General features: G+C 73.0%; 27 protein-coding genes. 5 read left to right on the top strand and 22 right to left on the bottom strand.

Going from position 1 to position 25805, the window contains the following annotated elements:
• From tsaD to glmS, 9 genes are all read right to left on the bottom strand, one after another.
• Nucleotides 1-1050, bottom strand: coding sequence for a tRNA (adenosine(37)-N6)-threonylcarbamoyltransferase complex transferase subunit TsaD (tsaD, locus tag VIB11_RS00475; protein ID WP_332027298.1), 1050 nt, complete (start codon nt 1048-1050; stop codon nt 1-3).
• Nucleotides 1047-1487, bottom strand: coding sequence for a ribosomal protein S18-alanine N-acetyltransferase (gene rimI, locus VIB11_RS00470; RefSeq protein ID WP_332027297.1), 441 nt, complete (start codon nt 1485-1487; stop codon nt 1047-1049). Before rimI ends, tsaD begins: the two co-directional genes overlap by 4 nt.
• An 11-nt stretch (nt 1488-1498) precedes the next feature.
• Nucleotides 1499-2212, bottom strand: a complete 714-nt coding sequence (gene tsaB, locus VIB11_RS00465; RefSeq protein ID WP_332027296.1) for a tRNA (adenosine(37)-N6)-threonylcarbamoyltransferase complex dimerization subunit type 1 TsaB — start codon at nt 2210-2212, stop codon at nt 1499-1501.
• A gap of 5 nt (nt 2213-2217) precedes the next feature.
• A complete protein-coding gene (gene tsaE / locus VIB11_RS00460; protein WP_332027295.1) occupies nt 2218-2733 on the bottom strand; it encodes a tRNA (adenosine(37)-N6)-threonylcarbamoyltransferase complex ATPase subunit type 1 TsaE in 516 nt (171 codons plus the stop codon).
• Nucleotides 2723-3901, bottom strand: coding sequence for an alpha/beta hydrolase (locus VIB11_RS00455; protein ID WP_332027294.1), 1179 nt, complete (start codon nt 3899-3901; stop codon nt 2723-2725). Before VIB11_RS00455 ends, tsaE begins: the two co-directional genes overlap by 11 nt.
• Nucleotides 3898-5079 carry an alanine racemase gene (gene alr / locus VIB11_RS00450; protein ID WP_332027293.1) on the bottom strand — a complete coding sequence of 394 codons (1182 nt, stop codon included), beginning with the start codon at nt 5077-5079 and terminating at the stop codon, nt 3898-3900. The genes VIB11_RS00455 and alr overlap by 4 nt, the downstream gene beginning before the upstream one ends.
• 61 nt (nt 5080-5140) lie before the next feature.
• On the bottom strand, nt 5141-6601 hold the full coding sequence (locus VIB11_RS00445; RefSeq protein ID WP_332027292.1) for a bifunctional ADP-dependent NAD(P)H-hydrate dehydratase/NAD(P)H-hydrate epimerase: 1461 nt from the start codon (nt 6599-6601) through the stop codon (nt 5141-5143).
• Nucleotides 6602-6603: 2 nt separating this feature from the next.
• Nucleotides 6604-6954 (bottom strand): holo-ACP synthase, encoded by a 351-nt coding sequence (locus VIB11_RS00440; RefSeq protein WP_332027291.1) that lies wholly within the window; start codon nt 6952-6954, stop codon nt 6604-6606.
• Between the two features lie 10 nt (nt 6955-6964).
• Nucleotides 6965-8824, bottom strand: a complete 1860-nt coding sequence (gene glmS, locus VIB11_RS00435; protein ID WP_332027290.1) for a glutamine--fructose-6-phosphate transaminase (isomerizing) — start codon at nt 8822-8824, stop codon at nt 6965-6967.
• A gap of 68 nt (nt 8825-8892) precedes the next feature.
• Between glmS and coaA the strand changes: the two genes are divergently transcribed.
• Entirely contained in the window at nt 8893-9852 is a 960-nt protein-coding gene (coaA, locus tag VIB11_RS00430) for a type I pantothenate kinase (RefSeq protein ID WP_332027289.1), read from the top strand.
• Between the two features lie 38 nt (nt 9853-9890).
• Nucleotides 9891-11312 (top strand): class II fumarate hydratase, encoded by a 1422-nt coding sequence (locus tag VIB11_RS00425; protein ID WP_332027288.1) that lies wholly within the window; start codon nt 9891-9893, stop codon nt 11310-11312.
• Between the two features lie 15 nt (nt 11313-11327).
• Here the strand turns inward: VIB11_RS00425 and VIB11_RS00420 are convergent, their stop codons facing one another.
• The 3 genes from VIB11_RS00420 to VIB11_RS00410 form a co-directional block, all read right to left on the bottom strand.
• The gene (locus tag VIB11_RS00420) at nt 11328-12092 is read right to left on the bottom strand and encodes a hypothetical protein (RefSeq protein WP_332027287.1); all 765 of its coding nucleotides are present in this window, start codon (nt 12090-12092) and stop codon (nt 11328-11330) included.
• A 343-nt stretch (nt 12093-12435) separates the two neighbouring features.
• Complete coding sequence (locus VIB11_RS00415) at nt 12436-13671, bottom strand: PhoH family protein (protein WP_414695720.1); 1236 nt, start codon at nt 13669-13671, stop codon at nt 12436-12438.
• 537 nt (nt 13672-14208) lie between these two features.
• The gene (locus tag VIB11_RS00410) at nt 14209-14970 is read right to left on the bottom strand and encodes an isoprenyl transferase (protein WP_332027285.1); all 762 of its coding nucleotides are present in this window, start codon (nt 14968-14970) and stop codon (nt 14209-14211) included.
• Between the two features lie 184 nt (nt 14971-15154).
• Here VIB11_RS00410 and trhA point away from each other — a divergent pair, with 184 nt between their 5' ends.
• Nucleotides 15155-15844: a PAQR family membrane homeostasis protein TrhA gene (trhA, locus tag VIB11_RS00405; RefSeq protein ID WP_332027284.1), complete on the top strand. Its 690-nt coding sequence runs from the start codon at nt 15155-15157 to the stop codon at nt 15842-15844.
• Between the two features lie 4 nt (nt 15845-15848).
• Here trhA and VIB11_RS00400 read toward each other — a convergent pair whose 3' ends face one another.
• From VIB11_RS00400 to mca, 3 genes are read right to left on the bottom strand one after another with little or no spacing between them, the layout of a single operon-like run.
• The gene (locus VIB11_RS00400) at nt 15849-16238 is read right to left on the bottom strand and encodes a VOC family protein (RefSeq protein WP_332027283.1); all 390 of its coding nucleotides are present in this window, start codon (nt 16236-16238) and stop codon (nt 15849-15851) included.
• 17 nt (nt 16239-16255) lie between these two features.
• Complete coding sequence (locus VIB11_RS00395) at nt 16256-16570, bottom strand: hypothetical protein (protein WP_332027282.1); 315 nt, start codon at nt 16568-16570, stop codon at nt 16256-16258.
• Nucleotides 16567-17502: a mycothiol conjugate amidase Mca gene (gene mca / locus VIB11_RS00390; RefSeq protein WP_332027281.1), complete on the bottom strand. Its 936-nt coding sequence runs from the start codon at nt 17500-17502 to the stop codon at nt 16567-16569. The genes VIB11_RS00395 and mca overlap by 4 nt, the downstream gene beginning before the upstream one ends.
• Before the next feature lie 107 nt (nt 17503-17609).
• On the opposite strand from mca, the gene VIB11_RS00385 reads away from it, so the two are divergent.
• On the top strand, nt 17610-17975 hold the full coding sequence (locus VIB11_RS00385) for a DUF4307 domain-containing protein (protein ID WP_332027280.1): 366 nt from the start codon (nt 17610-17612) through the stop codon (nt 17973-17975).
• Nucleotides 17976-18212: 237 nt separating this feature from the next.
• The gene (gene greA, locus VIB11_RS00380; protein ID WP_332027279.1) at nt 18213-18704 is read left to right on the top strand and encodes a transcription elongation factor GreA; all 492 of its coding nucleotides are present in this window, start codon (nt 18213-18215) and stop codon (nt 18702-18704) included.
• A 129-nt stretch (nt 18705-18833) separates the two neighbouring features.
• On the opposite strand, the gene ilvA is transcribed toward greA, so the two are convergent.
• From ilvA to VIB11_RS00345, 7 genes are all read right to left on the bottom strand, one after another.
• Entirely contained in the window at nt 18834-20057 is a 1224-nt protein-coding gene (ilvA, locus tag VIB11_RS00375; RefSeq protein WP_332027278.1) for a threonine ammonia-lyase, read from the bottom strand.
• 40 nt (nt 20058-20097) lie between these two features.
• Nucleotides 20098-20949 (bottom strand): ABC transporter permease, encoded by an 852-nt coding sequence (locus VIB11_RS00370; RefSeq protein WP_332027277.1) that lies wholly within the window; start codon nt 20947-20949, stop codon nt 20098-20100.
• Nucleotides 20946-21923 (bottom strand): ATP-binding cassette domain-containing protein, encoded by a 978-nt coding sequence (locus VIB11_RS00365; protein ID WP_332027276.1) that lies wholly within the window; start codon nt 21921-21923, stop codon nt 20946-20948. The genes VIB11_RS00370 and VIB11_RS00365 overlap by 4 nt, the downstream gene beginning before the upstream one ends.
• 64 nt (nt 21924-21987) lie before the next feature.
• Nucleotides 21988-22377 carry a VOC family protein gene (locus tag VIB11_RS00360; protein ID WP_332027275.1) on the bottom strand — a complete coding sequence of 130 codons (390 nt, stop codon included), beginning with the start codon at nt 22375-22377 and terminating at the stop codon, nt 21988-21990.
• Between the two features lie 9 nt (nt 22378-22386).
• The gene (locus VIB11_RS00355; RefSeq protein ID WP_332027274.1) at nt 22387-23715 is read right to left on the bottom strand and encodes a glutamate mutase L; all 1329 of its coding nucleotides are present in this window, start codon (nt 23713-23715) and stop codon (nt 22387-22389) included.
• A 17-nt stretch (nt 23716-23732) separates the two neighbouring features.
• Nucleotides 23733-24923 carry a cystathionine gamma-synthase gene (locus VIB11_RS00350; RefSeq protein ID WP_332027273.1) on the bottom strand — a complete coding sequence of 397 codons (1191 nt, stop codon included), beginning with the start codon at nt 24921-24923 and terminating at the stop codon, nt 23733-23735.
• A 31-nt stretch (nt 24924-24954) separates the two neighbouring features.
• A partial coding sequence (locus VIB11_RS00345; RefSeq protein ID WP_332027272.1) for a GNAT family N-acetyltransferase occupies nt 24955-25805 on the bottom strand: 851 nt, incomplete at its 5' end.

The following is a 25805-nucleotide window of genomic DNA, read 5'->3' as shown; positions in this document are numbered from 1 at the left end:
TCAGGCCTGGACCGCGGTGACCGGCATCGAGGAGTCGGCCGGGAGCGCGAGGTCCGAGGGGGTGCGCCCCCGCAGGACCATCTGGGCGCCGAGTGCCGCGACCATGGCACCGTTGTCGGTGCACAGGCCCGGACGTGGCACGCGCAGCGTGATGCCGGCGGCGTCACAGCGCTCCTGCGCCATCGCCCGCAGCCGGGAGTTCGCCGCGACCCCACCGCCGATCTGGAGGTTCTCGACGCCGTGCTCCCGGCAGGCGAGGACCGCCTTGCGGGTCAGGACGTCGACGACGGCCTCCTGGAAGCTCGCGGCGACATCGGCGACGGGCACCGGCTCCCCCGCACGCTCGCGGGCCTCGACCCAGCGCGCCACCGCGGTCTTCAGGCCGGAGAAGGAGAAGTCGAAGCGGTGCCGCTCCATGTCGCGGCCCGACGTGAGCCCCCTCGGGAAGTCGATCGCGACCGCACTGCCGTCGCGCGCGACCCGGTCGACATGGGGCCCGCCGGGGAACGGCAGCCCGAGCACGCGGGCCACCTTGTCGAACGCCTCGCCCGCTGCGTCGTCGATGGACGCCCCCAGCGAGCGCACGTCATGGGTGACGTCCGGCACGAGCAGCAGCGAGGAGTGGCCGCCGGAGACGAGCAGGGCCAGGGTCGGCTCCGGCAGCGGGCCGTGCTCGACGATGTCGACGGCGACGTGCGAGGCGAGGTGGTTGACGCCGTAGAGCGGGACCCCGAGGGCGACCGACAGCGACTTGGCGGCGGCCACGCCGACCATCAGGGCGCCCGCCAGGCCCGGACCCGAGGTCACGGCGACGGCGTCGAGGTCGGCGAGCCGGACGCCGGCGTCCCGGCAGGCTCGCTCGATGGTCGGGACCATGGCCTCCAGGTGGGCCCGGCTGGCGACCTCCGGCACGACGCCGCCGAAGCGGGCGTGCTCGTCGACACTGCTCGCGATCGCGTCGACGAGCAGGGTCTCGCCGCGCACGATCCCGACGCCGGTCTCGTCGCACGAGGTCTCGATGCCGAGGACGAGCGGCTGGTCGGCACTCACGCGGTGGCTCCCTTCAGGCGTCGCCTCATGATGTGGGCGTCGATCCCGCCCGGCTGGTAGTAGCGGCGGCGCGTCGTCAGCAGCTCGAAGCCGGCTCGCTCGTAGAGGGCCCGCGCCGCGAGGTTGTCGTCGCGCACCTCGAGCATGAGGAACTCGGCTCCCTCGCGCTCCGCCCGGTCGACCAGCTCGGCCAGCAGCCGGGCCCCCAGCCCGCGGCCCTGCGCTCGCGGGGCCACGGCGATCGTCATGACGTCGGCCACCTCGCCGCCGAGGTCGAGGCCCGCGTAGCCGACGATGCCCTCGGCGTCCTCCTCGACGACGTAGTCGCGGCGTGGCCGCCCGGCGAGCTCGGACCACCAGGTCGGCTCGGCCCAGGCGTCGTGCGGGAACAGCTGGCGCTCGAGGGCGGCGAGCTCCTCGATGTCGGTCCAGCGCATCTCGCGCAGCGTCACCCTCCGGCCCTCCCGTCCCGCGCCGCGGGCAGCGCCGGCTTGCGGGGGTGCGAGGGGACGGCGTCGGGCCGGCGCAGGTAGAGCGGCTCCACCGGCAGGGCGCGCCCCTCGGCGAGCTCGTCCAGGGCGACCTCGGCGAGCGCCGCGGCGCTGACGTCGAGCGGTCCGGCCGACGGGTCGAGGTCACCGGGGTAGAGCAGCGCACCCCTGCCGACGACGGACGCACCTCCCAGCCGCTCCCCCACCGTCGCGGGGTGGTCCACGGCCGGGTCGGTGAGCCGTGCGGCGCGCGGCGGCGCCCCGTCCGTGCCGGGGACGGCGGCATACCGCGCCCAGTAGACCTCCTTGCGCCGGGCGTCGGTCGCGACCACGAACTCCCCTGCCACCGCGCCGGTGCGGACCGCCTCGTGGGCGAGGGCGTCGAGGCTGCACACGCCGTGCACCGGTATGCCGCGGGCGTGGGCGAACACCGTTGCCGTCACCATGCCGACGCGCAGGCCGGTGAAGGGGCCGGGGCCGACTCCCACCGCCACGGCCTCGACGTCCTCCGGCCGGCGGCCCGCCTCGGCGAGGACGGCGGTGATGCCGGGGGCGACGTGCTCGGTGTGGCGGCGGGCGTCGAGGGTCGTGTGCTCGGCGAGGGTGCGGGTCCCGTCGTGGAGCGCCACCGCGATGGCCGAGGTGGAGGTGTCGATCGCGAGCAGCAGCACGGCGCTCAGGCTACTTCGGTGAGGCCGGCGAGGGCGGCGCGGGCCTGCTCGCCCTCCCACCTCGGGCCCCGGGCCGCCAGGGTGACCGTGCGCTCGTCGTGCCCACGCAGCGTGACCTCGAGCCGGTCGTCGGAGAGCCCCTCGGCCAGGCCGTGGCCCCACTCGACGATGGTGACGGAGTCCTCGAGCGAGGTGTCGAGGTCGAGGTCGTCGAGCTCCGCCAGCCCCCCGAGCCGGTAGGCGTCGACGTGGACCAGCGCCGGACCGCCCACGAGGGTGGGGTGCACGCGCGCGATGACGAACGTCGGCGAGGTCACCGGGCCGCGGACGCCGAGGCCCTCGGCGATGCCCTGGGTCAGGGTGGTCTTCCCGGCCCCCAGGTCGCCGGTCAGCACCACGAGGTCCCCGGCGCGCAGCACCTCCCCGAGCCGCGCACCCCAGGCCCGGGTGTCCTCCGCGGACGCGAGCCGGACCTCGACGGTCGGGGCGCTCGCCCCGGCCGCACCACCCTCAGGAGGCATCGCGGTCCTTCTGGCGGGCCCGGGCGACGCGGCGACGCTTGGCGAGGTCGGTGAGCGTGCGACGCACCCGCGGCTTGCGCTCGATGTGGATGCCCTCCTCGGCCGCACGCAGTCCCCGCTCGACGAGGGAGAGGAACAGCCCGGTGATGACCTCGGGGTGCTCGAGCATGATGATGTGGCCGGCCTCGTTGATGACGACGTGCTCGGCACCGGGGACCAGGTTCACGATGGCCTCGCTGTGGTCGGGCGGCGTCAGGAGGTCCTGCATGCCGTTGACCACGAGCGTCTCGATGCCGTGGAAGTGCTTGAGCGCCTCCTGCTTGTCGTGCTCACCGATCGAGGGCAGGAAGTCGGACATCACCGTGAAGGGGGTGCCGAAGATCATGTCGCCGGTGTAGCGAACGGCGGCCGGGGCGACGGGTGAGGCGAAGCTGTAGCGCTCGACGATGAAGTCCTCGAGGTCGCGGCCGACGTGGCGCACCGAGCTGAGCCACTCCTGGCGGGTGCCGAGCCGGTCGAGCACCCCCGGGCCCACCCGGCCGATCAGCTTCCCGATGAGCTGGCCGAACCCGAGCGAGACCATGTCCCGGCCCCCGGCGCTCGTGGCGACGAAGGCGGCGGCGATGACCCGCTCGCGGACCACCTCCGGGAACTGCTCGGCCATGGACATCACCGTCATGCCGCCCATGGAGTGCCCGATGAGGACGAGCCGGCCCTCGGGGGCGGCCTCCTCGATGACCCGGTGGAGGTCGCGGCCGAGCTGGTCGATCGTGCTGGACTCGCGCGAGCCCTGCTCCGACTGGCCGTGGCTGCGCTGGTCCCACAGCACGACCCGGTAGCCCGCCTGGACCAGCGCCCGGCGCTGGAGCACCCAGCTCTTGAGGCTGAGCGTGTAGCCGTGGCAGAAGACCACCGTGGGATGGTCGGGGTGGGCCGCGCCCGGGTCCGGCTCGTCGACCTCGACGTGCAGGGGCACCCCGTCGCTCGCGACGACCACCAGCTCCTTGTCGGCGACGTGCTCGTAGGCGCCCGTCGGCGTCAGGGTGGACAGTGCCCGGCGCCGGCTCTTGGTGAGGCGGTCGGCGGCGATGCCCGCCGCGGTCGCGGCCCCGGCGGCAGCCAGCCCGATCCCCAGCCCGAGGGCGGTCGACGTGGGGCGCGGGGTCACAGCGCTGCCTCTCCGGTGTACGAGCGGGGGATGCGTGCTCCCACCCTCGTCACGATCTCGTAGTTGATGGTGTCGGTGGCGACCGCCCAGTCCTGCGCGGTCGGCTCACCGTCGGCGCCGCGGCCGAAGAGCACCACCGTCTCGCCGGCGGACCCGTCGAAGTCGGGGCCGAGGTCGAGGACGAACTGGTCCATGCACACCCGGCCGGCGATGGCGAGCCGGCGCCCGCGGACGAGGGCCGGCCCGACGCTGCTCGCGTTCCGTGGGATCCCGTCGGCGTAGCCCATCGGCACGAGGCCGAGCAGCGTCTCCCGACCGGTGGTGTAGGTGTGGCCGTAGGAGATGCCCTGCCCGGCCGGGCACGGCTTCACCGACGAGAGGTGCGCGGTGAGCCGCATGGCCTCGCGCAGCCCGTAGTCCTCCGGGGCGCCGAGGTCGGGGACGGGCGAGAGCCCGTAGACGGCGAGGCCGGGACGGACGAGGTCGTAGTGGGCCGAGGGGTTGGTCAGGGTCGCCGCCGAGTTGGCGAGGTGGCGCACCTGGGGGCGCAGGCCCGCCCGCTCGACCTGGCCGAGGATGACCTCGAAACGCTCCTGCTGCGCCTTCACGGTCGGGTGTTGGGGGGCATCGGCGTAGGCGAAGTGGGAGAACACCCCGACCAGGATGACCACACCCTCCGCCACGAGCGCGGCGGTCGAGGTGACGAGCCCGTCGAGCTCCTCGCCCCAGGCGCCGTTGCGGCCGAGGCCCGTGTCGACCTTGAGGTGGATCCGGGCGGGGACCCCCTCGCCGCGCGCCGTGGTCGCGATCGCGTCGAGCGCCCACTGGGACGACACGGAGAGGTCGATCCCGAGCCGCACCGCCTCCGTGAAGTCCTGGCCCGGGACGTGCAGCCAGCTGAGCACGGGCACCTCGACCCCGGCCTTGCGCAGCTCGACCGCCTCGGGCAGCTGGGCCACGCCCAGCCAGGTCGCGCCGCCGGCGAGCGCGGCGCGGGTACTCGGCAGCAGGCCGTGCCCGTAGGCGTCGGCCTTGACCACGGCCATGACCTCGGCGCTCCCGGCTCGCTCCTTGAGGGCTGCGACGTTGCCGCGGATGGCGGAGAGGTCGACCTGGGCGCACGCCGGAAGCCCGGGTGGGACGGGGCCAAAGGTGCTGGTCAGTGCTGTGGCGCTCATCGCGGCCAGTCTGTCAGACCGTCTGTGCGGTCTGCGGCCAAGGGCAGGTCGCCCGGGCGGGTCACCTCCGCAGCAGGGCCGCCACGGTGGCCGGTATGCCGTGCGCCACCGCGAGCGCGCGGACCGGGCCGCCGGGGTTGGCGTCGTCGGCGGCGACGCCGTGGATCAGCGCGGCGAGGCTTCCGGCGTCGAGCGGGTCCAGCCCTGCGGCGAGGAGCGTGCCCGCGAGGCCGGCCAGCACGTCCCCGGCACCCGCCGTGGCCAGCCAGGCAGGGGCGTCGTTCTGGGAGCGGACGGGCTGGCCGGAGGCGGTCGGGGGGACGACCAGCGTCGTCGCCCCCTTGAGCAGGACCGTGGCGTTCGTGAGGTCGGCCGCCAGCCGGGCGCTCGCGACGGGCGCGGCCTCGACGTCGTGGCGGCTGACGTCCCGGCCCTGCAGCCGGGTCAGCAGGCGGGCCAGCTCGCCGGCGTGCGGGGTCAGCAGCGTGGGTGCGAGGCGCTGACCCTGCACGAGGTCCAGTCCCCCGGCGTCGAGGAGCACGGGCAGGTCGCCCGCCAGGGCCCTGGCTGCCGCCTCCACCTGCTCCTGCGCTCCGGCGCCGGCCGCAGTGGTGTCCACGCCGGGGCCGATGACCCAGGCCTGCACCTGCCCGTCCCCGACGACCGCCTCGGGGACGCGCGCGCGGACGAGCTCGGTGGGGCGCTGGGGCCCGAGGTAGCGGACCATCCCGGCGCCGCTGCAGACCGCGGCAGTGCAGGTCAGGACCGCGGCCCCGGTGTACTGCTCGCCCCCGGCGACGACGCCGACGACACCGCGGGAGTACTTGTCGTCACCGGCGCCGGGGACCGGCCACAGCCGCGGGACGTCGTCGCGGGTCAGGCGCTGCACGGCGGGCGGGGTCTCCACCGTGAGCCCGATGTCGACCACGGTGAGACGGCCGGTCGCCGGCTCCGTCGCAGGGAGCAGGTGAACGGGTTTGGGCACCCCGAAGGTGACGGTCTCGTCCGCGAACACCGCGTCGGGGGAGGCGCACTCCCCCGCGGGGTCCTGGCCCGACGGCAGGTCGACCGCGAGCACGTAGGCGTCGTCGGGGATGGCGTCGGCCCAGGGCTGCGCCTCGGCGGGGAGGCCGGGGCGCCCACCGATGCCGAGGAGGCCGTCGAGGACGAGGTCCGCGTCTGCCAGCGGCGCGCGCCACGCGTCCCCGCTGCCGTCGAGCACCTCCACCCCCGCCTGTTCCGCCGTCGCCCGGCCGCCCTCGTGGACCGGCCACGGACCGTGGACGGCCCCGACCCGGTGACCGTCGCGCGCGAGCAGCGCCGCGGCATACAGGGCGTCGCCGCCGTTGTTGCCGGGGCCGACGAGGGCCACCACCTGACTGCCCCCGGTCTCGGCCAGCCGGGCCTCGGCGACCTCGGCCAGGCCCTGCGCCGCGCGCGCCATCAGCTCGCCGCTCGGCAGCGTGGCCATCAGCGCGGACTCGGCCGCGCGGACGTCGGCGGCGTCCCAGGCGCTGATCACGCTCAGCCCTCCGCGACCACGACCGCGGAGGCGATGCCCGCGTCGTGGGAGAGCGAGACGTGCAGGGCGTGGACCCCGAGGGCCTCGGCGCGGGCCGCGACGGTGCCGGCCACCTGGAGGTGCGGCCGGCCGTCGTCTCCCCGGTGCACCGTGCAGTCGTGCCAGTGCAGCCCGACCGGTGCCCCGAGGGCCTTGGCCAGCGCCTCCTTGGCCGCGAACCGCGCCGCGAGCGAGTTCAGCACCAGCTGCCGCTCGGACTCGGTGAAGAGGCGGTCCCGCAGGCCGGGGGTGCGCTCCAGGCTCTGCCCGAAGCGCTCGACGTCCACCACGTCGATCCCGACCCCGATGATCACGCGGCCCGGCTCACTCGACCGTGACGGACTTGGCCAGGTTGCGCGGCTGGTCGACGTCGAGGCCCTTGGCGCTCGAGAGGTGCAGGGCGAAGACCTGCAGCGGCACCACGCTCAGCAGCGGCGCGAGCAGCGGCGAGGACTGCGGGATGCGGATCACCTCGTCGGCGAACGGCACGACGTCCTCGTCGCCGTCCTCGGCGATGACGAGGGTCCGGGCGCCGCGGGCGCGGATCTCCTGGATGTTGGAGACCACCTTGCCGTGCAGGCCGTGCGGGGTGTCCGGGCTGGGGACGACGATGAAGACCGGCTGGCCCGCCTCGATGAGCGCGATCGGCCCGTGCTTGAGCTCGCCGGCCGCGAAGCCCTCCGCGTGGATGTAGGCGAGCTCCTTGAGCTTGAGTGCGCCCTCCATGGCGACGGGGAACCCGACGTGGCGACCCAGGAAGAGCACCGAGCGGGTGTCCGCCATGAACCGGGCGATCTCCTTGACCCGGCCCATGCGGGTGAGGAGGTCCTCGATCTTGCCGGGGATGCCCTGGAGCTCCTTCATCACGGCCTGCGCCTCGTCGGCGTAGGTGCCGCCGCGCAGCTGGGCGAGGTAGAGGCCGAGCACGTAGCTGGCGGTGATCTGGGCCAGGAACGCCTTGGTCGAGGCGACGGCGATCTCCGGGCCCGCGTGGGTGTAGAGCACGGCATCCGACTCGCGCGGGATGGTCGAGCCGTGGGTGTTGCAGATGGAGAGGGTGCGGGCGCCCAGCTCGCGGGCGTGGCGCACCGCCATCAGGGTGTCCATGGTCTCGCCGGACTGGCTGATGGAGACCACGAGGGTGCGGTCGTTGACCACCGGGTCGCGGTAGCGGAACTCGTGGGCGAGCTCGACCTCGACCGGGATGCGGGTCCAGTGCTCGATGGCGTACTTCGCGACCATCCCGGCGTAGGCGGCCGTGCCGCACGCGATGATGACGATCTTGTCGATGGTGCGCAGGTCGTCCTCGGAGATCTCCATCTGGTCCAGGACCAGGCGACCGTGCTCGTCGGTGCGCCCGAGCAGGGTGTCGCCGACGGCGTGGGGCTGCTCGTTGATCTCCTTCTCCATGAAGGTGGCGTAGCCGCCCTTCTCGGCCGCCGCGGCGTCCCAGGTGACCTCGTAGCGCTTGCCCTCGGCCGGGCTCCCGTCGAAGTTGATGACGGTGGCGCCCTCGGGGGTGATGGTGACGATCTGGTCCTGGCCGAGCTCCAGCGCGCTGCGGGTGTGGCCGATGAAGGCCGCCACGTCGGAGCCGAGGAAGTTCTCGCCGTCGCCGAGGCCGACGACGAGCGGGCTGTTGCGGCGGGCGCCGACGACGACACCCGGCGCGTCCTCGTGGACGGCGAGCAGGGTGAAGGCGCCCTCGAGGCGGTTCACGACCTGCTGCATGGCCGTGGTGAGGTCGCCGGTCCCCTGGTAGGCGGCGGCCAGGAGGTGGGCCACCACCTCGGTGTCGGTCTCGGAGCGGAAGGCGGTGCCCTCGGCCACCAGCTTGTTCTTGAGGGAGTGGAAGTTCTCGATGATGCCGTTGTGGATCAGGGCGAGGCGCTCGTCGTCCCCCCCGCGGTGGGGGTGCGCGTTGGCGTCGGTGGGGCCGCCGTGGGTGGCCCAGCGGGTGTGCCCGATACCGGTGGTGGCCGGGGGGAGCTCGTCGGCCTCGAGGGCCTCGCGCAGGTTGGCCAGCTTGCCGGCACGCTTCTCGGTCACCACGCCGTCGGCGGTGACGAGGGCCACGCCGGCGGAGTCGTACCCGCGGTACTCGAGGCGGGCCAGGCCCTCCATGACGACGTCCAGTGCCTTGTCGTCGATGCTCGGGCCGACGTAGCCAACAATTCCACACATGAACGCCAGCCTAATGGCTGCGCCGACCTGCCCTGCGCGGCGACAGGCGCTAGGCAACAATGGCCGCCGTGACCCACCCCGCCGGCACCGCCACGATCCCCTCGCCCTATGTCGAGCTCGACCGTGCGGCGTGGGCGCGGCTGCGGGAGAACCAGCCGCTCAGCCTCTCCGCCGACGACGTCACCCGGCTGCGCGGCCTCGGTGACCGCCTCGACCTCGCCGAGGTGGAGGAGGTCTACCTCCCCCTGTCGCGGCTGCTCAACTTCTACGTGGGGGCGACGGCGGGCCTGCACCGGATCACCACGGACTTCCTCGGCGAGCGGCCGGAGAAGACGCCCTTCGTCATCGGGGTGGCCGGCTCGGTCGCCGTCGGCAAGTCCACGACCGCCCGCATCCTGCGCGAGCTGCTCGCCCGCTGGCCCGGCACCCCCCGGGTCGAGCTGGTCACCACCGACGGCTTCCTCTACCCCAACGCCGAGCTGGAGCGCCGGGGGATCCTGCAGCGCAAGGGTTTCCCGGAGTCCTACAACCGTCGGGCGCTGTTGCGGTTCGTCGCGGAGGTGAAGGCGGGCAAGGCCGAGGTCTCGGCGCCGGTGTACTCCCACCTCACCTATGACATCGTCCGCGGCGAGCGCGAGGTCGTGCGCCAGCCGGACGTCCTGGTCGTCGAGGGGCTCAACGTGCTCCAGGCGCCCCGGGTCCAGCCCGATGGCCGGGTGGGGCTGGCCGTCAGCGACTTCTTCGACTTCACGGTCTACGTCGACGCCCGCACGGCCGACATCAAGCGCTGGTACGTCGAGCGCTTCCTGCGGCTGCGCGAGACGGCCTTCGCCGACCCGCACTCGTACTTCCACCGCTACGCCGGGCTCTCCGACGAGGAGGCCCGCGCCACGGCCGCGTCGATCTGGGAGAGCATCAACGAGCCCAACCTGCGCGAGAACGTCCTGCCCACCCGGGGCCGCGCCACCCTGGTGCTCAGCAAGGGCGAGGACCACAGCGTCCGCCGCGTGCGCCTGCGCAAGCTCTAGGCCGGGCGACCCTCCTGCCCCCGGAGCATCATGGGGGCATGAGCGAGCAGGAGCAGAACACCCCGACCGTGCCCGCGACCCGCACCGAGCACGACTCGATGGGCGAGGTGCAGGTTCCGGCCGACGCGCTGTGGGGCGCCCAGACGGCCCGCGCGGTCGAGAACTTCCCGGTGTCGGGGCAGCCGGTGCCGGTCGCGGTCGTGCACGCCCTGGCGCTGCTCAAGGGCGCGGCGGCGGAGGTCAACGCCCGTCTCGGCGTGCTCGACCCCGAGCGGGCCGAGGCCATCGCGGCAGCCGCCGCCGAGGTGGCGGCCGGGCGCCACGACGAGCAGTTCCCCGTCGACGTCTTCCAGACCGGCTCGGGCACGTCGACGAACATGAACGCCAACGAGGTCATCGGCCGGATCGCCCACCTGGCCACCGGGTTGGACGTCCACCCCAACGACCACGTCAACGCCGGCCAGTCGAGCAACGACACCTTCCCCAGCGCGCTCCGCATCGCCGCCACGCTCGCCGTGCACCAGCAGCTCGCCCCCGCCCTGGTACGCCTCGCCGAGGCTCTCGGCGCCAAGGAGGAGGAGCTCGCCGACGTCGTCAAGGCCGGGCGCACCCACCTCATGGACGCCGTCCCGGTCACCCTGGGCCAGGAGTTCCGTGGCTACCGCCGGCAGGTCGAGCTGGGGCTGCAGCGTGCCCTGGCCGGCGCCCGCGCCACGGCGGAGCTGCCGCTCGGGGGGACGGCCGCGGGCACCGGCCTCAACGCCGCGCCGGGGTTCGCTGCCGACGTCATCGCCCTGGTGAGCGAGCGCACCGGGGTGACCTTCCGGGAGGCGGAGGACCACTTCGAGGCGCAGTCCGCCCAGGACGCCGTGGTGGAGCTGAGCGGAGCGCTCAAGGTCCTGGCGGTGAGCCTGACGAAGATCTGCAACGACCTGCGGTGGATGTCGTCCGGGCCCCGCGCCGGTCTCGGCGAGATCCGGCTGCCCGACCTGCAGCCGGGCTCGAGCATCATGCCGGGCAAGGTCAACCCGGTGGTGTGCGAGGCCACCCTGATGGCGTGTGCCCAGGTCGTCGGCAACGACGCCACGATCACGATGGCGGGGGCGGCAGGCAGCTTCGAGCTGAACGTCATGCTGCCGGTGATGGCCCGCAACGTCCTGGAGTCCGCGCACCTGCTGGCCGCGACGAGCCGGCTCCTCGCCGACCGGTGCGTCGAGGGCATCGAGGCCGACGCGGAGCGGTGCCGCGACCTCGCGGAGGGCTCGCCCTCGATCGTGACCCCGCTCAACCGGTTCATCGGCTACGAGGCGGCAGCCGCTGTCGTCAAGCAGTCGGTCCGGGAACGCCGGCCGATCCGCGACGTCGTGGTCGACCGCGGGCACGTCGCCTCGGGGGAGCTCACCGAGCAGCAGCTCGACGAGGCCCTCGACGTGCTGCGGATGGCGCGCCCCGAGGCGTAGCCGGCCGGCCGCGGCTCAGTACCAGTGGGGGCTGCGGCTCTGCCACTGCGCCCAGGCGCTGCACGGGCTGCCGTAGCGGCTCTCGATGTACTGCAGGCCCCACTTGATCTGGGTGACGGGGTTCTCGCGCCAGTCGGGGGCGATGCTGGCCATCTTCGAGCCGGGCAGCGACTGCGGGATGCCGTAGGCACCCGAGGAGGGGTTCTCGGCCTGGTAGTTCCAGTTGCTCTCGCCCTCCCACAGGTTGTCGAGGCAGGAGAACTGGCTGTCGTCCCAGCCGTGCTCCGGCAGGAGCACCCGGGCGGCCGCGCGGGGGTCGTCCTTGGCGCGGGCGATGATGGCGTCGCGCTTGGCCTCCAGCGCCTGGCGCTCCTTCTCGCGGGCGGCACGCTCGGCGGCCTCCTTGCGGGCGCGGGCGGCCGCGGCCTCGGCGGCGAGCCGGTCGCGGCGGTCCTTCTCCTGGAGGGCGGCCGCGCTGGCGTTGGCGTCGCTGCGGGCGCTGGCGAGCTGCGCGTCGTTCTCGATCTGCAGGTCGGACTGCTCGTTGGCCTGCTCGATCGCCTGGGCGCTCACGGTGAACCCGGCCTGCTCGGTCTGGTGGCGGTCGCTGGCCTGGTACCCCGCGGCGGTCGTGGCCACGACGGCCAGCCCGAGCGCGGCGGTCACGGCGGGACGGCGCAGCGCGCGGACGACCATCGAGGGTCGGGGCGGGGACGAGTGCCGGGCAGACCTCGAGGGTGCCGGGGCATTGCGGTGCCGACCGGCGTACGGGGAGCTCATTCGGTGTGTCCTCCAGCGGCGGGGCGCCCGGGGCAGGCGCGCCGCCGTTGTCACTTCCAGGGGGCAGGGCAGGGTGTCGTGCGACGGTGCTGCGTCTGTGCTGGCGCCACCCGATCACAGCGGGTGGCGCGTTACCAAACCGAGATGTTAGCGCATTCATCGGCCCCCGAACCGGACACATCCCCACTTTCTGGGCGCGATCGTGCCCCGTCTCACAGTCCGTGGCTCGGGAGGCCGAGTCACGAACCTGTCGCGCGGCGGGCGAGGCCCGCCGGGCAGCGCAGGGCGCCCGCGCCCCGGAGAACGGGAGGGCGCGGGCGCCCAGGCCTGGCTTGCGTCGCAGCTAGATCTCGAGCCCCTCGAGCAGGTCGGTGACCAGGGCTGCGATCGGGCTGCGCTCGCTGCGGGTCAGGGTGACGTGGGCGAAGAGCGGGTGGCCCTTGAGCGCCTCGATGACCGCGGCGACGCCGTCGTGCCTGCCCACGCGCAGGTTGTCGCGCTGCGCCACGTCGTGGGTCAGGACCACCTTGGAGTTCTGCCCGATCCGGGAGAGCACGGTCAGCAGGACGTTGCGCTCCAGCGACTGCGCCTCGTCGACGATGACGAACGCGTCGTGGAGCGAGCGGCCGCGGATGTGGGTCAGGGGCAGGACCTCGAGCATGCCGCGGTCCATGACCTCCTCGACGACCTCGTGCGAGACGAGCGCGCCGAGGGTGTCGAAGACCGCCTGCGCCCAGGGGCCCATCTTCTCGGACTCGCTGCCCGGCAGGTAGCCGAGCTCCTGCCCACCGACGGCGTACAGCGGACGGAAGACGACGACCTTGCGCTGCTGCCTCCGCTCCATCACCGCCTCGAGGCCGGCGCACAGGGCGAGGGCGCTCTTGCCGGTGCCGGCGCGGCCGCCGAGGCTGACGATGCCCACATCGGGGTCGAGCAGCAGGTCGAGCGCGATGCGCTGCTCCGCGCTGCGCCCGTGCAGGCCGAACGCGTCGCGGTCACCACGCACCAGCCGGATCTGCTTGTCGGCGCCGACGCGCCCGAGGCCGCTGCCGCGGGGCGAGAGCAGCACGAGCCCGGTGTGGCACGGCAGCTCGGCCGCCTGGGCGTGCTCGACACGCCCGTGCTCGTAGAGGGCGTCCATCTCCTCGACCGTGACGTCGAGCTCGGTCATGCCGGTCCACCCGCTGTCCACGGCGAGCTCGGCGCGGTACTCCTCGGCCGCGAGCCCCACCGCCGACGCCTTGACCCGCATCGGCAGGTCCTTGCTGACGATGGTGACGTCGTGGCCCTCGTTCGAGAGGTTCTTGGCGACCGACAGGATCCGGGTGTCGTTGTCGCCGAGGCGGAAGCCCGCCGGCAGCGAGCTGGGGTCCGTGTGGTTGAGCTCGACCCGCAGCGTGCCGCCGTCCTCCCCCACGGCGACCGGGGCGTCGAGCCGGCCCTCCTTGATCCGCAGCTCGTCCAGCATCCGCAGCGCGGTCCGCGCGAAGTACCCCAGCTCGGGGTGGTGGCGCTTCCCCTCGAGCTCGGTGACCACCACGACCGGCAGCACCACCTCGTGCTCGGCGAAGCGCAGCATGGCCCGTGGGTCGGAGAGCAGCACCGAGGTGTCGAGGACGAACGTGCGGTATGCCGGTGGCGCACCCCTGCGGGCGGGCACGGTTCGGGTGCGGGTCGGGGTCTCTGTGCGCGCGGGGGCGCTGGCCGAAGCGGAGGAACTGCTGGGACGACGGTTCGTGCTCGATGTCGAGGCCATCTCACTCCTTGGCACAGCGCGCGGTCTGCGCGGTGCGCCTACTCGCGAACGAGGTGCCGGGACCAGGCCTTCCCACCGCGGCGGGACCGGTTCCGGCCCTCCGCTCGGAGCTGCTCTCGCTCCATGTGATGGGCCTCCCGAACGCGGTGCGGGTGCTCCGCGTCACTGCCGACGGTACGACTGCGGCACTCCAGAACGTGGAAGACCAGGGGCGTGTCGCGAGGTGTTCACACCAACTTCAGCCGTTCGGCCGACGAACCCTCCCCAACCACCCGACCCGGGCCTCGGGCGCGCCTACGCCGGACGGCGAGGGGGGGTGGAGGCAGGCCGGAGAGCGATGCGGAGGAAGCCGGTGCAGGGCTAGGACCCGAAGCGGCGGTGCCGCTCGGAGTAAGCCCTCAGGGCGCGCAGGAAGTCGACATGCCGGAAGTCGGGCCAGTAGGCCTCGCAGAAGTAGAACTCGCTGTGCGCGCTCTGCCACAGCAGGAACCCGGACAGGCGCTGCTCGCCGGAGGTCCGGATGACGAGGTCCGGGTCGGGCTGGCCCTTGGTGTAGAGGTGCTCCGCGATGTGCTCCACCTCGAGCGTCTCGGCCAGCTCCTCGATGGTGGTGCCGTTGGCCGCGTGCGCGATGAGCAGCGACCGGACCGCGTCGGTGATCTCCTGCCGGCCGCCGTAGCCCACGGCGACGTTGACCACCATCCCCGTGACGCCGGCGGTCGCGTCTGCGCTCTCCTTGAGCCGGCGGGCCGTCTCGGCGGGCAGGAGGTCGGGCGAGCCGACCGGGTTGATCCGCCACCGGCCGGTCTCCGCCAGGTCGGCCACGGTGTTCTCGATGATCTCCAGCAGCGGCGCGAGCTCTGCGGCCGGGCGGTTGAGGTTGTCGGTCGACAGCAGCCAGAGCGTGACCACCTCGACCCCGGCGTCCTCGCACCACGACAGGAAGTGGGCGATGTTGTCGGCCCCCGCCTGGTGCCCTTCCTTGGTGCCGGCCCCGCGCGCCTTCGCCCACCGCCGGTTGCCGTCCAGCATGACCCCGACGTGGCGCGGAAGCGTGGCGCCCTTGAGGCTGCGGCGGAGCCGCCGCTCGTACGCGGCATACAGCGGGTCGCGCAGGGCCAAGGGGACTCCTCGGGTCGGCGGGCATCGGTCGGGCGGTCGGCGGGCGGCGCTCGTGAGCGCCTCAGGCACACGCTACTCCCGGCGCCGGGCCCGTGGCCGCTACGCGGCCTGGCGATGGCATCGAGCGCCACGCCCGAGAACCTACGCGCTAGTAACTTACGGAGCCGTAGGTTATGCTCTCCGGATGGCCCCCTCACCCACCCCAGACGAGCGCGGCCCCCTCGAGACGGTGGTCGACGCGGTCAAGCCGCGGCTTCGCGGCTGGCTGCACGCCGGCATGGTGCCCCTGACCGTGGCCGCCGGGATCGTGCTGATCGCCCTGGCGCCGAACACCCCGGCCCGCATCGCCGCCGCGGTCTTCTCCGTCACCGCCTGGCTGCTGTTCGGCACGTCCGCCGTGTACCACCGCGGCAACTGGTCGCCACGCGTGGCGGCGGTGCTGAAGCGCCTGGACCACTCCAACATCTTCCTCATCATCGCCGGCAGCTACACGCCGTTCGCGTTGCTCCTGCCGGAGGGACAGGCCCGCACCATGCTGCTCATCGTGTGGGTCGGCGCGGTCGCCGGCGTGCTCTTCCGGGTCTTCTGGGTGCATGCGCCCCGATGGCTCTACACCCCGATCTACGTCGCGCTCGGCTGGGTGGCCGTCTTCTACCTCGGCCCCCTGCTGCAGCACGGCGGCCCGGCGATCGTCGCCCTGCTCGCGACGGGCGGCCTGCTCTACACGCTCGGCGCCCTCGTGTACGGCCTCAAGCGGCCCAACCCCTCGCCCCGGTGGTTCGGCTTCCACGAGATCTTCCACAGCCTCACGGTGGCCGCCTTCGCCGCGCACTACGTCGCGGCGTCGATCACGGTCTACAGCGCCGGGGCCTGACCCCTCACCCCTGGGGGGCGTTCTCCCACAGGCCCACGACGTTGCCCTCCGGGTCCTTGAAGTAGGCCGCGAAGCCCATCTCGCCCACGGCGGCCCGGCCGGACATGACCTGACCGCCCTGCGCCTCGATCTCCTTGAGCTTGGCGTCGATGTCCTCGACGTCGATGACGACGTTGACCGCACCCGTGCTCTGGTCGCGCGGCGCCAGGCCGCCGTTGATGTAGCCCGGTTCGTGCGGGCCCTGCTCTCCGGTGGGGCCGGTGGTCACCATGACGTAGCCACCGAACTCACCGGGCAGGGCCTGCAGGTCCCACCCGAAGAGCCCCCGGTAGAACGACATGGCCCGCTCCGCATCGTCGAACGGGATCTCGAAGTGCACGACGCGACCACTCATGGCGCGACCTCCTGGCCTCAGGGACGTGTGCGGCCAGTCTCCTCCCGGCCCTCGCGCCCGTCATCCCCCTCCGGGGTGGTACCGGCGGCGTCGTCCTGCTCGCTGGACTCGTCGCCCTCGCGGGCGACCTGCCCCTCCGGGCCGTCGGCCTCACCCGCGGGCACGCCCCGTGCCTCTGCCTCCGCCTCACGCTGGCGCTCCTCGGCCCGGTAGGACATCCGCCTCATCCGCGCGTTCATGTTGCGCATGAGCAGCCACAGGGCGATGGCCAGGACGAAGAAGGCGATGAAGGCGCCCAGGCCCGGCGAGACGGCGGTGCTGGGGGTGTTCACGCGGGGTCCTTCCGACCGTCGTAGGCGAGCTCGAGGCCCGACTTGGTCGCCAGGGCGTCCGCGCTCGCGACGTCCCCCAGACCGGCGAACAGGTCGTCCTCGATGGGCACGACCGGGACGTAGGACAGCGCCGCCTCGTACTCCTCGGTGGGCCAGACCTGCTGCTGGACCTCCCGCGGCACCCGGAAGAAGGTGCCGTCCGGGTCGATCTGCGTGGCGTGGGCGAGCAGCGCCTGGTCGCGCCGGTCGTAGTAGTCGGCGCAGTGGATGCTGGTCGTCACCGTCCGGGGGGTGCGGTCCTGCCAGTGCTCCAGCCACTCGGCATACGGGCTCTCCTCCTCCAGCGCGGTGAGCGCCTCGTGGAAGGCGACGATCCGCTCCCTGCTGAAGGTCTGGTTGTAGTAGATCTTCAGTGGCTGCCACGGCTCGCCGGCGTGCGGGTATGCCGCGGGGTCCCCGGCGGCGGCGAAGGCCGCCATCGAGACGGTGTGGCACATGATGTGGTCCGGGTGCGGGTAGCCGCCGTTCTCGTCGTAGGTCGTCATCACGTGCGGGCGGAAGCGGCGGATCTCGCGGACCAGCGCCTCGGTGGTGACGTCGAGGGGCTCGAGCGCGAAGCACCCGTCGGGCAGCGGCGGGAGGGGGTCACCCTCGGGCAGGCCGGAGTCGACGAAGCCGAGCCAGGTGTGCTGGACCCCGAGGATCGCCTGCGCCCGGGCCATCTCCTCACGGCGCACCCGCGGCAGGTCGCGCAGGATGTGGATGTCGTCGACGAGCTTGGGGTTGAGGATGTCGCCCCGCTCGCCGCCGGTGCACGAGACCACCAGGACGTCGTGGCCCTCGTCGACGTACTTCGCCATCGTCGCCGCGCCCTTGCTCGACTCGTCGTCGGGGTGCGCGTGCACCGCCATGAGCCGCAACCGATCAGCCACCTGCACAACCTCTCTGGTCCATCGCCGACAATGGGGCCGTCCCACATCCTCTCACTGCGCTGTCGCCGGCCCGCCGACGGCACCGGCTACGCGAAAGGCAGTGCCCGATGCGCCTCCCCCGACCCGCTCCCGACCAGCGCCGGTGGTGGGTCATCGGCATCGTCGGGTGCCTGATCGGCACCGCAGCGGTGGTGTGGCTGGCGCTGTCGGCCTCCCTCGGCCGGGTCACCTGGACCGACACCGGCTACCGGGTGCTCGACGACCGCACCGTCGAGGTGGAGTTCGACGTCCACCGCCCGGAGGGGCAGGCCGTCACGTGCGTCGTCCGGGCCCTCGACCAGGGGTTCGGCACCGTCGGGACCGTCGAGGTGCGCATCCCCGCCTCCCCCGAGGTGGCGGTCCACCGGCAGGTGACGGTCCGCACCACCACCAGGGCGGTCACCGGCGTCGTCCGGGAGTGCACCCCGGACTGACGCGAGAGGTGCCCTGCTCCGCAAAGGCGCAGGTCAGCACGGGTCTCGCGGCACGGTCGACGACCACCGGTGTGCGCAAGGAATGGACCCTTCTGCGCCGCGGTTGTTACCATTGTCCTTTCACCGCGCGGTCTGGACCTGGCCACCTCAGAGAGTCAGGGTCCGGGCCGCTTGGCGTAAGACACCCCGGTCGCGCTGATCCGCTGCCGGCCGAGGACCCACATCAAGGAGTACGACGTGAGCGACATTGCGACCCCCGCACAGAGCTACCTGACCCAGGAAGCCTTCGACCGCCTGAAGGCCGAGCTGGACCAGCTCTCCGGCGAGGGCCGTACCGAGATCGCGAAGAAGATCGAGGCGGCCCGCGAGGAGGGTGACCTGAAGGAGAACGGCGGCTACCACGCCGCCAAGGAGGAGCAGGGCAAGATGGAGGCCCGCATCCGCCAGCTCACCCAGCTCCTCGAGAACGCCAAGGTCGGCCAGGCCCCCGCCGACGACGGCGTCGTCGAGCCCGGCATGGTCGTCACGGTCGACATGTTCGGCGACGACCTGACCTTCCTGATGGGCTCGCGCGAGATCGCCGACGCCGACCTCGAGGTCTACAGCGAGAAGTCCGCCATGGGTGTGGCCATCAACGGCCGCAAGATCGGCGACACCGTCTCCTACGAGGCCCCCAACGGCAAGACCATCGAGGTCACCATCAAGGACGCCAAGCCCTACACCGGCTGAGCCTCCCGCCGAAACGACGAACGGGCCGTCCCCTCTCGGGGCGGCCCGTTCGCCGTGTGCCGTGCCGCGCGGCATGCGGGGTGGGTCGTGGTGCAGACGGGCACGCGACGCAGTGCGCCGGCGCGCGCCTCAGCCGAACTTGAGCTGGTAGCCCTTCGAGCGCAGGGCGCGCAGGACGTCCTCGCAGTGCTCGTGGCCCTTGGTCTCGAGCTGCAGGCCGATCTCCACCTCGTCGACGCGGATCGTCGTCCCGGTGCGGACGTGCTCGACCTCGAGGACGTTCGCGTCGACCGCCGCGCAGTCCGCGAGCAGGCCGGCCAGCGACCCGGGGCGGTCCGGGACGCGCACCCGGAACTGGAGGTAGCGCCCGGCCGCGGCCATGCCGTGCCGGATGATCCGCAGCAGGAGCAGCGGGTCGATGTTGCCGCCGGAGAGGACGGCCACCACCGGGCCCTCGACGTGTCGTCCGGCCGTGGACAGCAGGTGGGCCACGGCGGCCGCCCCGGCTGGTTCGACGACGAGCTTGGCGCGCTCCAGGAGGAACAGCAGCGCCTTGGAGAGCGCCTCCTCGCTGACCGTCTCGATGCCGTCGACGAGGTCGCGGACCAGGGCGTACGGCACGTCACCCGGCATGCCGACCGCGATGCCGTCGGCCATGGTCTGCATGTTCTCGTAGGCCACGGGCTTGCCGGCCGCCAGCGAGAGCGGGTAGGCCGCGGCCTGCTCGGCCTGCACGCCGATGATCCGGACATCGGGCTTGAGCGCCTTGACCGCGGTGGAGATGCCCGCGAGGAGTCCTCCACCGCCGGCGCTCACCACGATGGTGCGCACGTCCGGGCACTCCTGGAGGATCTCGAGTCCACAGGTTCCCTGGCCCGCCACGATGTCGCGGTGGTCGAACGGGTGGATGAGCACCGCCCCGGTGCTGGCCTCCCACTCCCGCGCCTTGACCAGGCACTCGTCGATGGTGGTGCCGACCTGCTCGATGTCAGCTCCGTAGGCCCGGGTCGCCACCAGCTTGGGCATGGGGGCGCCGTGCGGCATGTAGACCTTGGCCTTGATCCCGAGCAGCTGCGCCGCCAGGGCCACGCCCTGGGCGTGGTTGCCGGCGCTGGCCGCGACGACCCCGCGGGACTTCTCCTCGTCGGAGAGGCGCGCCATGCGGGTGTAGGCGCCCCGGATCTTGAAGGAGCCGGCCCGCTGGAGGTTCTCGCACTTGAGGTAGACCTCGGCACCGACGCGGTCGGCGAGGGCGCGGCTGTACTCGAGGGGTGTGGGTCGGACAACCCCGCTGAGCAGGTCCTGCGCAGCGCGGACGTCGTCCAGGGTGACGGACAGCGACGGTGATGCCATGCGCGCAGGCTACCCGCCACCCGCGCGGGCGCTGACCGGGCTAGTCGCTCGTGCGCCGGTTGAAGGCGCGGACGGCCAGCGGCGCCGTGACCGCGGCGATGAGGACCGACCAGCCGATGGCGAACAGGACCGGGTAGTGCAGCGGCAGCGCGGCATCGGCCGGGGCCGGGGGTGTGTTGCCCCACAGCTCGCGCATCGCCTGGACCAGCGACGAGATCGGGTTCCACTCGGCGATCGTCCGCAGCACCGGCGTCATCTGCTCGGTCGGCGCGAAGGTGTTGGCCAGGAACGTGATCGGGAAGATCGTCGTGAACATCAGGCCGTTGACCGCCTCGATGGACCGCATCGCCGACCCCACGAGGATGCCGATCCAGATCATCGCGAAGCCGAACAGCAGGAGCAGGCCGTACGCGAGGAGACCCGCGAGCAGGCCGTCGTGGATCCGCCACCCGATGGCGAGGCCGGTGATGGACATGACGACGATGCCGATGCTGGAGTGGATCAGGCTCGACACGCTGCGGCCGATCAGCACCGACGACCGCGAGATCGGCAGCGAGCGGAAGCGGTCGACGATGCCCTTGTCGATGTCGGTGTTGAGCCCGATGGCGACGACGAACGACGCGAACGCCATCGTCTGCGCCATGATCCCCGGCAGGAGCCACTCGCGGTAGTCGCTGCCCTCGGTCTGGATCGACCCGCCGAACACGAAGGCGAACAGCACGACGAACATCACCGGCTGGATCGTCACGTCGGTGAGCGCCTCGGGCTGGCGCTTGATGTGGCGCAGGTTGCGGCGGACGATCGCCATCGACTGGTGCAGCAGACCGGTCTGCTTGAGCTCGGGACGGCTCAGCTCGCCGGTGGTGACCTGTGTGGTCGTCTCGGTGGTCATGACGCCTGCTCCTCGGTGGTCTGCTCGGTGGGTTCCTCGGCCTTGTGGCCGGTCAGGTGCAGGAAGACGTCGTCGAGGCTGGGGCGCTTCAGGCCCAGGTCGTCGAGCTCGATCTCGCTGTGCTCGAAGACCGCGGCGATCCGGGTCATGTCGCGCAGCCCGTCGGCCGGTGCCGTGAGCTGCCGCGCGGCCTCGTCGACGTGGACCGTCGGCACGTGGTGGCGCAGCATCTCCTCGGCCGTGGAGAGGTCCTCGGACTTGGACACGGTGAGGACGATGCTCGCCTGGCCGCTCTGGTCCTTGAGCTCGAGCGCGGTGCCCTCGGCGATGATCCTGCCGTGGTCGATCACCACGATGCGGTCGGCCAGGTGGTCGGCCTCCTCGAGGTACTGGGTCGTGAGCAGCAGGGTGGTGCCGTCGCGGACCAGGCCGCGCAGCACCTCCCAGAGCTCGACCCGGCTGCGCGGGTCGAGGCCGGTCGTCGGCTCGTCGAGGAAGAGCACCGGCGGCGTGGCGACCAGGCTGACGGCGAGGTCGAGCCGGCGGCGCATGCCACCCGAGTAGGTCTTCACGACCCGGTCGCCGGCGTCGGTCAGCGAGAAGCGCTCGAGGAGCTCATCGGCGGCCTTCCGGACGTAGGAGGCCGCCAGGCCGTAGAGGGAGCCGATGAGGTGGATGTTCTCCCGGCCGGTCAGCAGCTCGTCGACGGTGGCGGCCTGGCCGGTCAGCCCCATGCTGCGGCGGACCGCGTCGGGCTCGCGCAGCACGTCGTGGCCGTTGACGCGGGCCGTGCCCCTCGTGGGCCGGGTCAGCGTGGTCATCATCCGCACGGTCGTCGTCTTGCCCGCGCCGTTCGGGCCGAGCAGGCCGAGGACGGAGCCTCTCGGGACCGAGAAGCTCACTCCGTCGACCGCGGCGGTCTCGCCGAAGTGTTTCACCAGGTTGTCGGCCTCGATGGCCAGGGAGGAGGACATGGACTCCAGCGTAGGTCGGGGGTACGACAGGCCCAACGGCTTTTCCGGCCGGGAGGGTGCGGCGTCAGTCCCGGCAGAGGCAGAACGGGTGGCCTGCCGGGTCGAGGTAGACCCGGAAGCCGCCGTTCTCCGAGGGCTGGTGCTCGTGCACCGTGGCCCCGGCCTCGAGCACGGCCGGCTCTGCCGCGTCGATGTCGGGCACCTGGAGGTCGAGGTGGAAGTGCTGCGGCCGCGGGCCCTCCGGCCAGGTCGGCGGCTGGTACCCCTCGACCCTCTGGAAGGACAGCCCGATGCCGCCCCCCGGGCCGCGGAGGTCCACCCAGTCGTCGTCGGCCGACACGATGCTCCACCCGAGGACCTTGGCGTAGAAGGCGCCGAGGGCTCGCGGGTCGGGGCAGTCGAGCACGACGAGGTCGAGTCGAGGCATCCCCAGGGCTGCGTGTGACTGGCTCATGGGGCCAATCTAGGAGCCGTCACCGACAACGCGCCCGGCGAGCGCGCGCGCGGCGCCGGGGTGGGGCCCGGCCAGCAGGCCCACCGCACACAGCAGGTATGCCGTGTCGGTCACCAGAACGGGGTCGCGCGGCACGCGCCACCCGCCGGCATGGTCGCCGGCGACGGCGGAGAGGACTGCCTCCCGCTCGCCGGCCGGGGCATGCCGCAGCACCCCGCCGGAGCCGACCACGACGGCGACGTCGGCGAGCGGCCTCGGACTGCTGCCGGGCGAGGGCGGGCGGGCGTGCCGTCGGACGGCGACGAGCGCGGCCGTGCGGGCGAGCGCGAGGTCGAGCACCTCCTCGGCCTCGTCCTCGGGGAGGTGGCCGGGGTCGGCAGCCAGCCCCGCGGCATACCGGGGCAGGTCGGCAGGCACGGGAACGTGCTCGCGCACCGCCGCCTCGACGACGCCCTCGGCGTTCCACCGCACCCCGAGGTCGGCCTCGACCGTGCGCGAGTGCCAGAGCGGGGCCACGACGTCCTTGGCCAGCCCGGCGTCCTCCCCCTGAGGGTGCAGCGCGGAGTAGACGTCGGTGGTCGCCCCGCCGATGTCGACCACCAGGACGTCGCTGCCCACCGCGTCGGCGAGCACCTCCACCCCGGCCAGCACGGCATCCGGGGTCGCCGCCTGCACCATGCCGGCGAAGGCGGGCCCCCGCGAGAGACCCTTGCCGCCGATGACGTGGTGGAGGAAGGCAGCCCGGATGGCCGCGCGGGCCGGCTCCGGGGCGATGACGCCGATCCGGGGCAGCACGTTGCGGGTCACCTCGTACCGCCGCCCGGTGGCCGCGAGCAGTGCCGCGACCTCGTCGGCAGCGTCGGCGTTGCCCGCCGCGACGACGGGCGCGTGGACGCGGGCCCGGGCGAGCCGGCCGGCGTTGTGCAGGAGCACGTCGGCGTTGCCGCCGTCCGTGCCCCCGACGAGCAGGATGATGTCGGGCCGCGCAGCGCGCAGCGCGGCGACGTCGGCACCCGACATCGAGCCGGCGGCGACGTGGACCACCTTGGCGCCCGCGCTCAGCCCCACCCGGTAGCCGGCCTCGGCGGTGACGTCGCGCTCGTAGCCGACGACCGCCAGCCGCAGCCCTCCGCCGGCGCTGGAGCAGGCGAGCACCTCGTCGGGCGCGCCCACACCGTCGGTCGCCAGCGAGCCCAGGATCGACCGGTAGCCGTCGAGCACGTCGGTCGCGATGGTCGTGGGCACCTCGCGTGAGGCCAGCAGCGCGCCCGAGCCGGTGTCGACGAGGGCGGCCTTGGTGAACGTCGAGCCGAAGTCGACGCAGAGGACCCGTGGCATCGCGGAGCCGGGCCGGGTCAGCCGAGCCGGTCGAGCGCCTGGCGCAGGTCCTCGATGAGGTCCTCGACGTCCTCGATGCCGACGGAGAGCCGGATGAGGTCCGCAGGGACCTCGAGCTCCGTGCCGGCCACGGAGGCGTGGGTCATCCGGGCCGGGTGCTCGATGAGCGACTCGACACCGCCGAGGGACTCGCCCAAGGTCCAGACCTGCGTCTCGGCGCACACCTTGACCGCGACGTCCTCGCCGCCCACCAGCTGGAAGGAGATCATGCCGCCGAAGCGCTTCATCTGCCTCTTGGCGACCTCGTGCCCGGGGTGGCTCGGCAGGCCCGGGTAGTGCACCGCGCTGACGGCCGGGTGGGCCCGGAGGAACTCGACGACCTTCTCCGCGTTGTCGCTGTGCCGCTCCATGCGGATCGCGAGGGTCTTCAGACCACGCAGGACGAGCCAGGCGTCGAACGGGCCGGCGACGGCGCCCATCGAGTTCTGGTGGAAGGCGACGCGGTCGGCGGCGTCCTCGAACCCGGGGACGGCGATGTCGTGGCCGACGACGACGGCACCGCCGACGACGTCGCTGTGGCCACCGCAGTACTTCGTCGTGGAGTGGGTGACGATGTCGGCGCCGAGGGCCAGCGGCTGCTGCAGGTAGGGCGAGGCGAAGGTGTTGTCGACGACGAGCAGCGCCCCCGCCTCGTGGGCGAGGTCGGCGAGGGCGGCGATGTCGGCGATGCCGAGGAGCGGGTTGGTCGGAGTCTCGACCCAGACGATCTTGGTCTGGCCCGGGCGGATGGCCGCGCGCACCGACTCCACGTCGGCGATGCGCGCGATGGTGTGCTCGACCCCCCACGGCACGAGCACCTTGTTGAACAGCCGGTACGTGCCGCCGTAGGCGTCGGACGGGACGACGACGTGGTCGCCCGGCGTCAGCAGGGCGCGCAGCAGGGTGTCCTGCCCGGCCAGGCCGGAGGAGAACGCGAAGCCGCGGGCCCCGCCCTCGAGCGCGGCGAAGCACTCCTCGAGCGCGGTGCGGGTCGGGTTGGCCGAGCGGCTGTACTCGTAGCCGCCCCGGAAGCCGCCGATGCCGTCCTGCTTGTAGGTCGACACCTGGTAGATCGGGGTGATCACGGCGCCCGTGCTGGCGTCCGGCTCCTGCCCGGCGTGGATCGCCCTGGTGGAGAACCCGCCCTGACCGCTCTGCTGCTCGCTCATGCGGGCAAGGCTAACGGCAGCCCCTCGGACGTCAGTCGAGCACCTTCTGCCACTCGCGCCGGTGGGCGTCGACCGCGTAGCCGAGCCGCTGGTTGACCGCGAGCATGTGGGCGTTGTCGTCGGCGTTCCACGTGCGGATGGCGGTCAGCTCCGGCAGGTGCTCCATCACCGCGAGGGTGTTGGCCGCCTTGAGTCGCAGCCCGAGCGCGTGCCCGCGGTGCTTGCGCACGACGAGGGTGTCCTGCTGGTAGCCGAGGGTCGGCGTCTCCGGCGAGACCTGCACCTGGGTGTAGCCGACCAGCCGGCCGGTGGGGAGGTGCCGGGCGACGGTCTCCACCACCCGGCGGCCCATGGCGAGCACCACGGCGTACTCGCCCCGCACCCGCTCGGCGTCCCAGTCCTCCTCCTCGAGCTGGAGGTCGCCGAGCGGTGCGTCGGTGCTCATCCGGCGCTGCAGCTCGGCGCGGTCCTCGAGCCACGAGTCCGGTATGCCGTCCACGCTCGTCTCGAGCGCGTAGTCAGGAGTGGTTGCGTCGCCGTCGTCGGCGACGATGGCTGAGAGGGCCACCTCGTCGACCGGCAGGCGCAGCGTGCTGCGCAGCACGAGCTGCGCCGGGCTGTAGCCGTGCCCGCGGGCGAAGGCCTCGCCGGAGTGGTCGGCGTGGCCGGCGGGCCACTCGGTCTCGGCGATGAAGACGCTGCGCCCCTGCTCGACACCGCGGGCCTCGGCCCACCGGAGCAGCTCGGTGCCGGTCCCGCGGCGGCGGTGGTCGGGGTGCACCGCGAGCGAGAGGAAGGCGACGCCGGGGTTCTCGCGCAGGCGCAGGACGACCAGCGCGACCCCGACCACGTCGCCGTCCGGCGTCACGGCAGCAGCGGCGA

The organism is Pedococcus sp., assembly GCF_036554925.1.
In the GTDB taxonomy this organism is placed as follows: Bacteria; Actinomycetota; Actinomycetes; order Actinomycetales; family Dermatophilaceae; genus Pedococcus_A.
Note: the sequence above shows the minus strand (reverse complement) of the source record. Positions and strands in the feature narration are given on the sequence as shown.

Excerpts from the sequence above, each read along its gene's own strand:
- rimI (WP_332027297.1), bottom strand. The coding sequence starts at position 1,487 with ATGCGCTGGACCGACATCGAGGAGCTCGCCGCCCTCGAGCGCCAGCTG.
- tsaE (WP_332027295.1), bottom strand. The coding sequence starts at position 2,733 with ATGCCTCCTGAGGGTGGTGCGGCCGGGGCGAGCGCCCCGACCGTCGAG.
- alr (WP_332027293.1), bottom strand. The coding sequence starts at position 5,079 with ATGAGCGCCACAGCACTGACCAGCACCTTTGGCCCCGTCCCACCCGGG.
- glmS (WP_332027290.1), bottom strand. The coding sequence starts at position 8,824 with ATGTGTGGAATTGTTGGCTACGTCGGCCCGAGCATCGACGACAAGGCA.
- VIB11_RS00425 (WP_332027288.1), top strand. The coding sequence starts at position 9,891 with ATGAGCGAGCAGGAGCAGAACACCCCGACCGTGCCCGCGACCCGCACC.
- VIB11_RS00420 (WP_332027287.1), bottom strand. The coding sequence starts at position 12,092 with ATGAGCTCCCCGTACGCCGGTCGGCACCGCAATGCCCCGGCACCCTCG.
- VIB11_RS00415 (WP_414695720.1), bottom strand. The coding sequence starts at position 13,671 with ATGCTGCGCTTCGCCGAGCACGAGGTGGTGCTGCCGGTCGTGGTGGTC.
- trhA (WP_332027284.1), top strand. The coding sequence starts at position 15,155 with ATGGCCCCCTCACCCACCCCAGACGAGCGCGGCCCCCTCGAGACGGTG.
- VIB11_RS00400 (WP_332027283.1), bottom strand. The coding sequence starts at position 16,238 with ATGAGTGGTCGCGTCGTGCACTTCGAGATCCCGTTCGACGATGCGGAG.
- VIB11_RS00385 (WP_332027280.1), top strand. The coding sequence starts at position 17,610 with ATGCGCCTCCCCCGACCCGCTCCCGACCAGCGCCGGTGGTGGGTCATC.
- ilvA (WP_332027278.1), bottom strand. The coding sequence starts at position 20,057 with ATGGCATCACCGTCGCTGTCCGTCACCCTGGACGACGTCCGCGCTGCG.
- VIB11_RS00370 (WP_332027277.1), bottom strand. The coding sequence starts at position 20,949 with ATGACCACCGAGACGACCACACAGGTCACCACCGGCGAGCTGAGCCGT.
- VIB11_RS00365 (WP_332027276.1), bottom strand. The coding sequence starts at position 21,923 with ATGTCCTCCTCCCTGGCCATCGAGGCCGACAACCTGGTGAAACACTTC.
- VIB11_RS00360 (WP_332027275.1), bottom strand. The coding sequence starts at position 22,377 with ATGAGCCAGTCACACGCAGCCCTGGGGATGCCTCGACTCGACCTCGTC.
- VIB11_RS00355 (WP_332027274.1), bottom strand. The coding sequence starts at position 23,715 with ATGCCACGGGTCCTCTGCGTCGACTTCGGCTCGACGTTCACCAAGGCC.
- VIB11_RS00350 (WP_332027273.1), bottom strand. The coding sequence starts at position 24,923 with ATGAGCGAGCAGCAGAGCGGTCAGGGCGGGTTCTCCACCAGGGCGATC.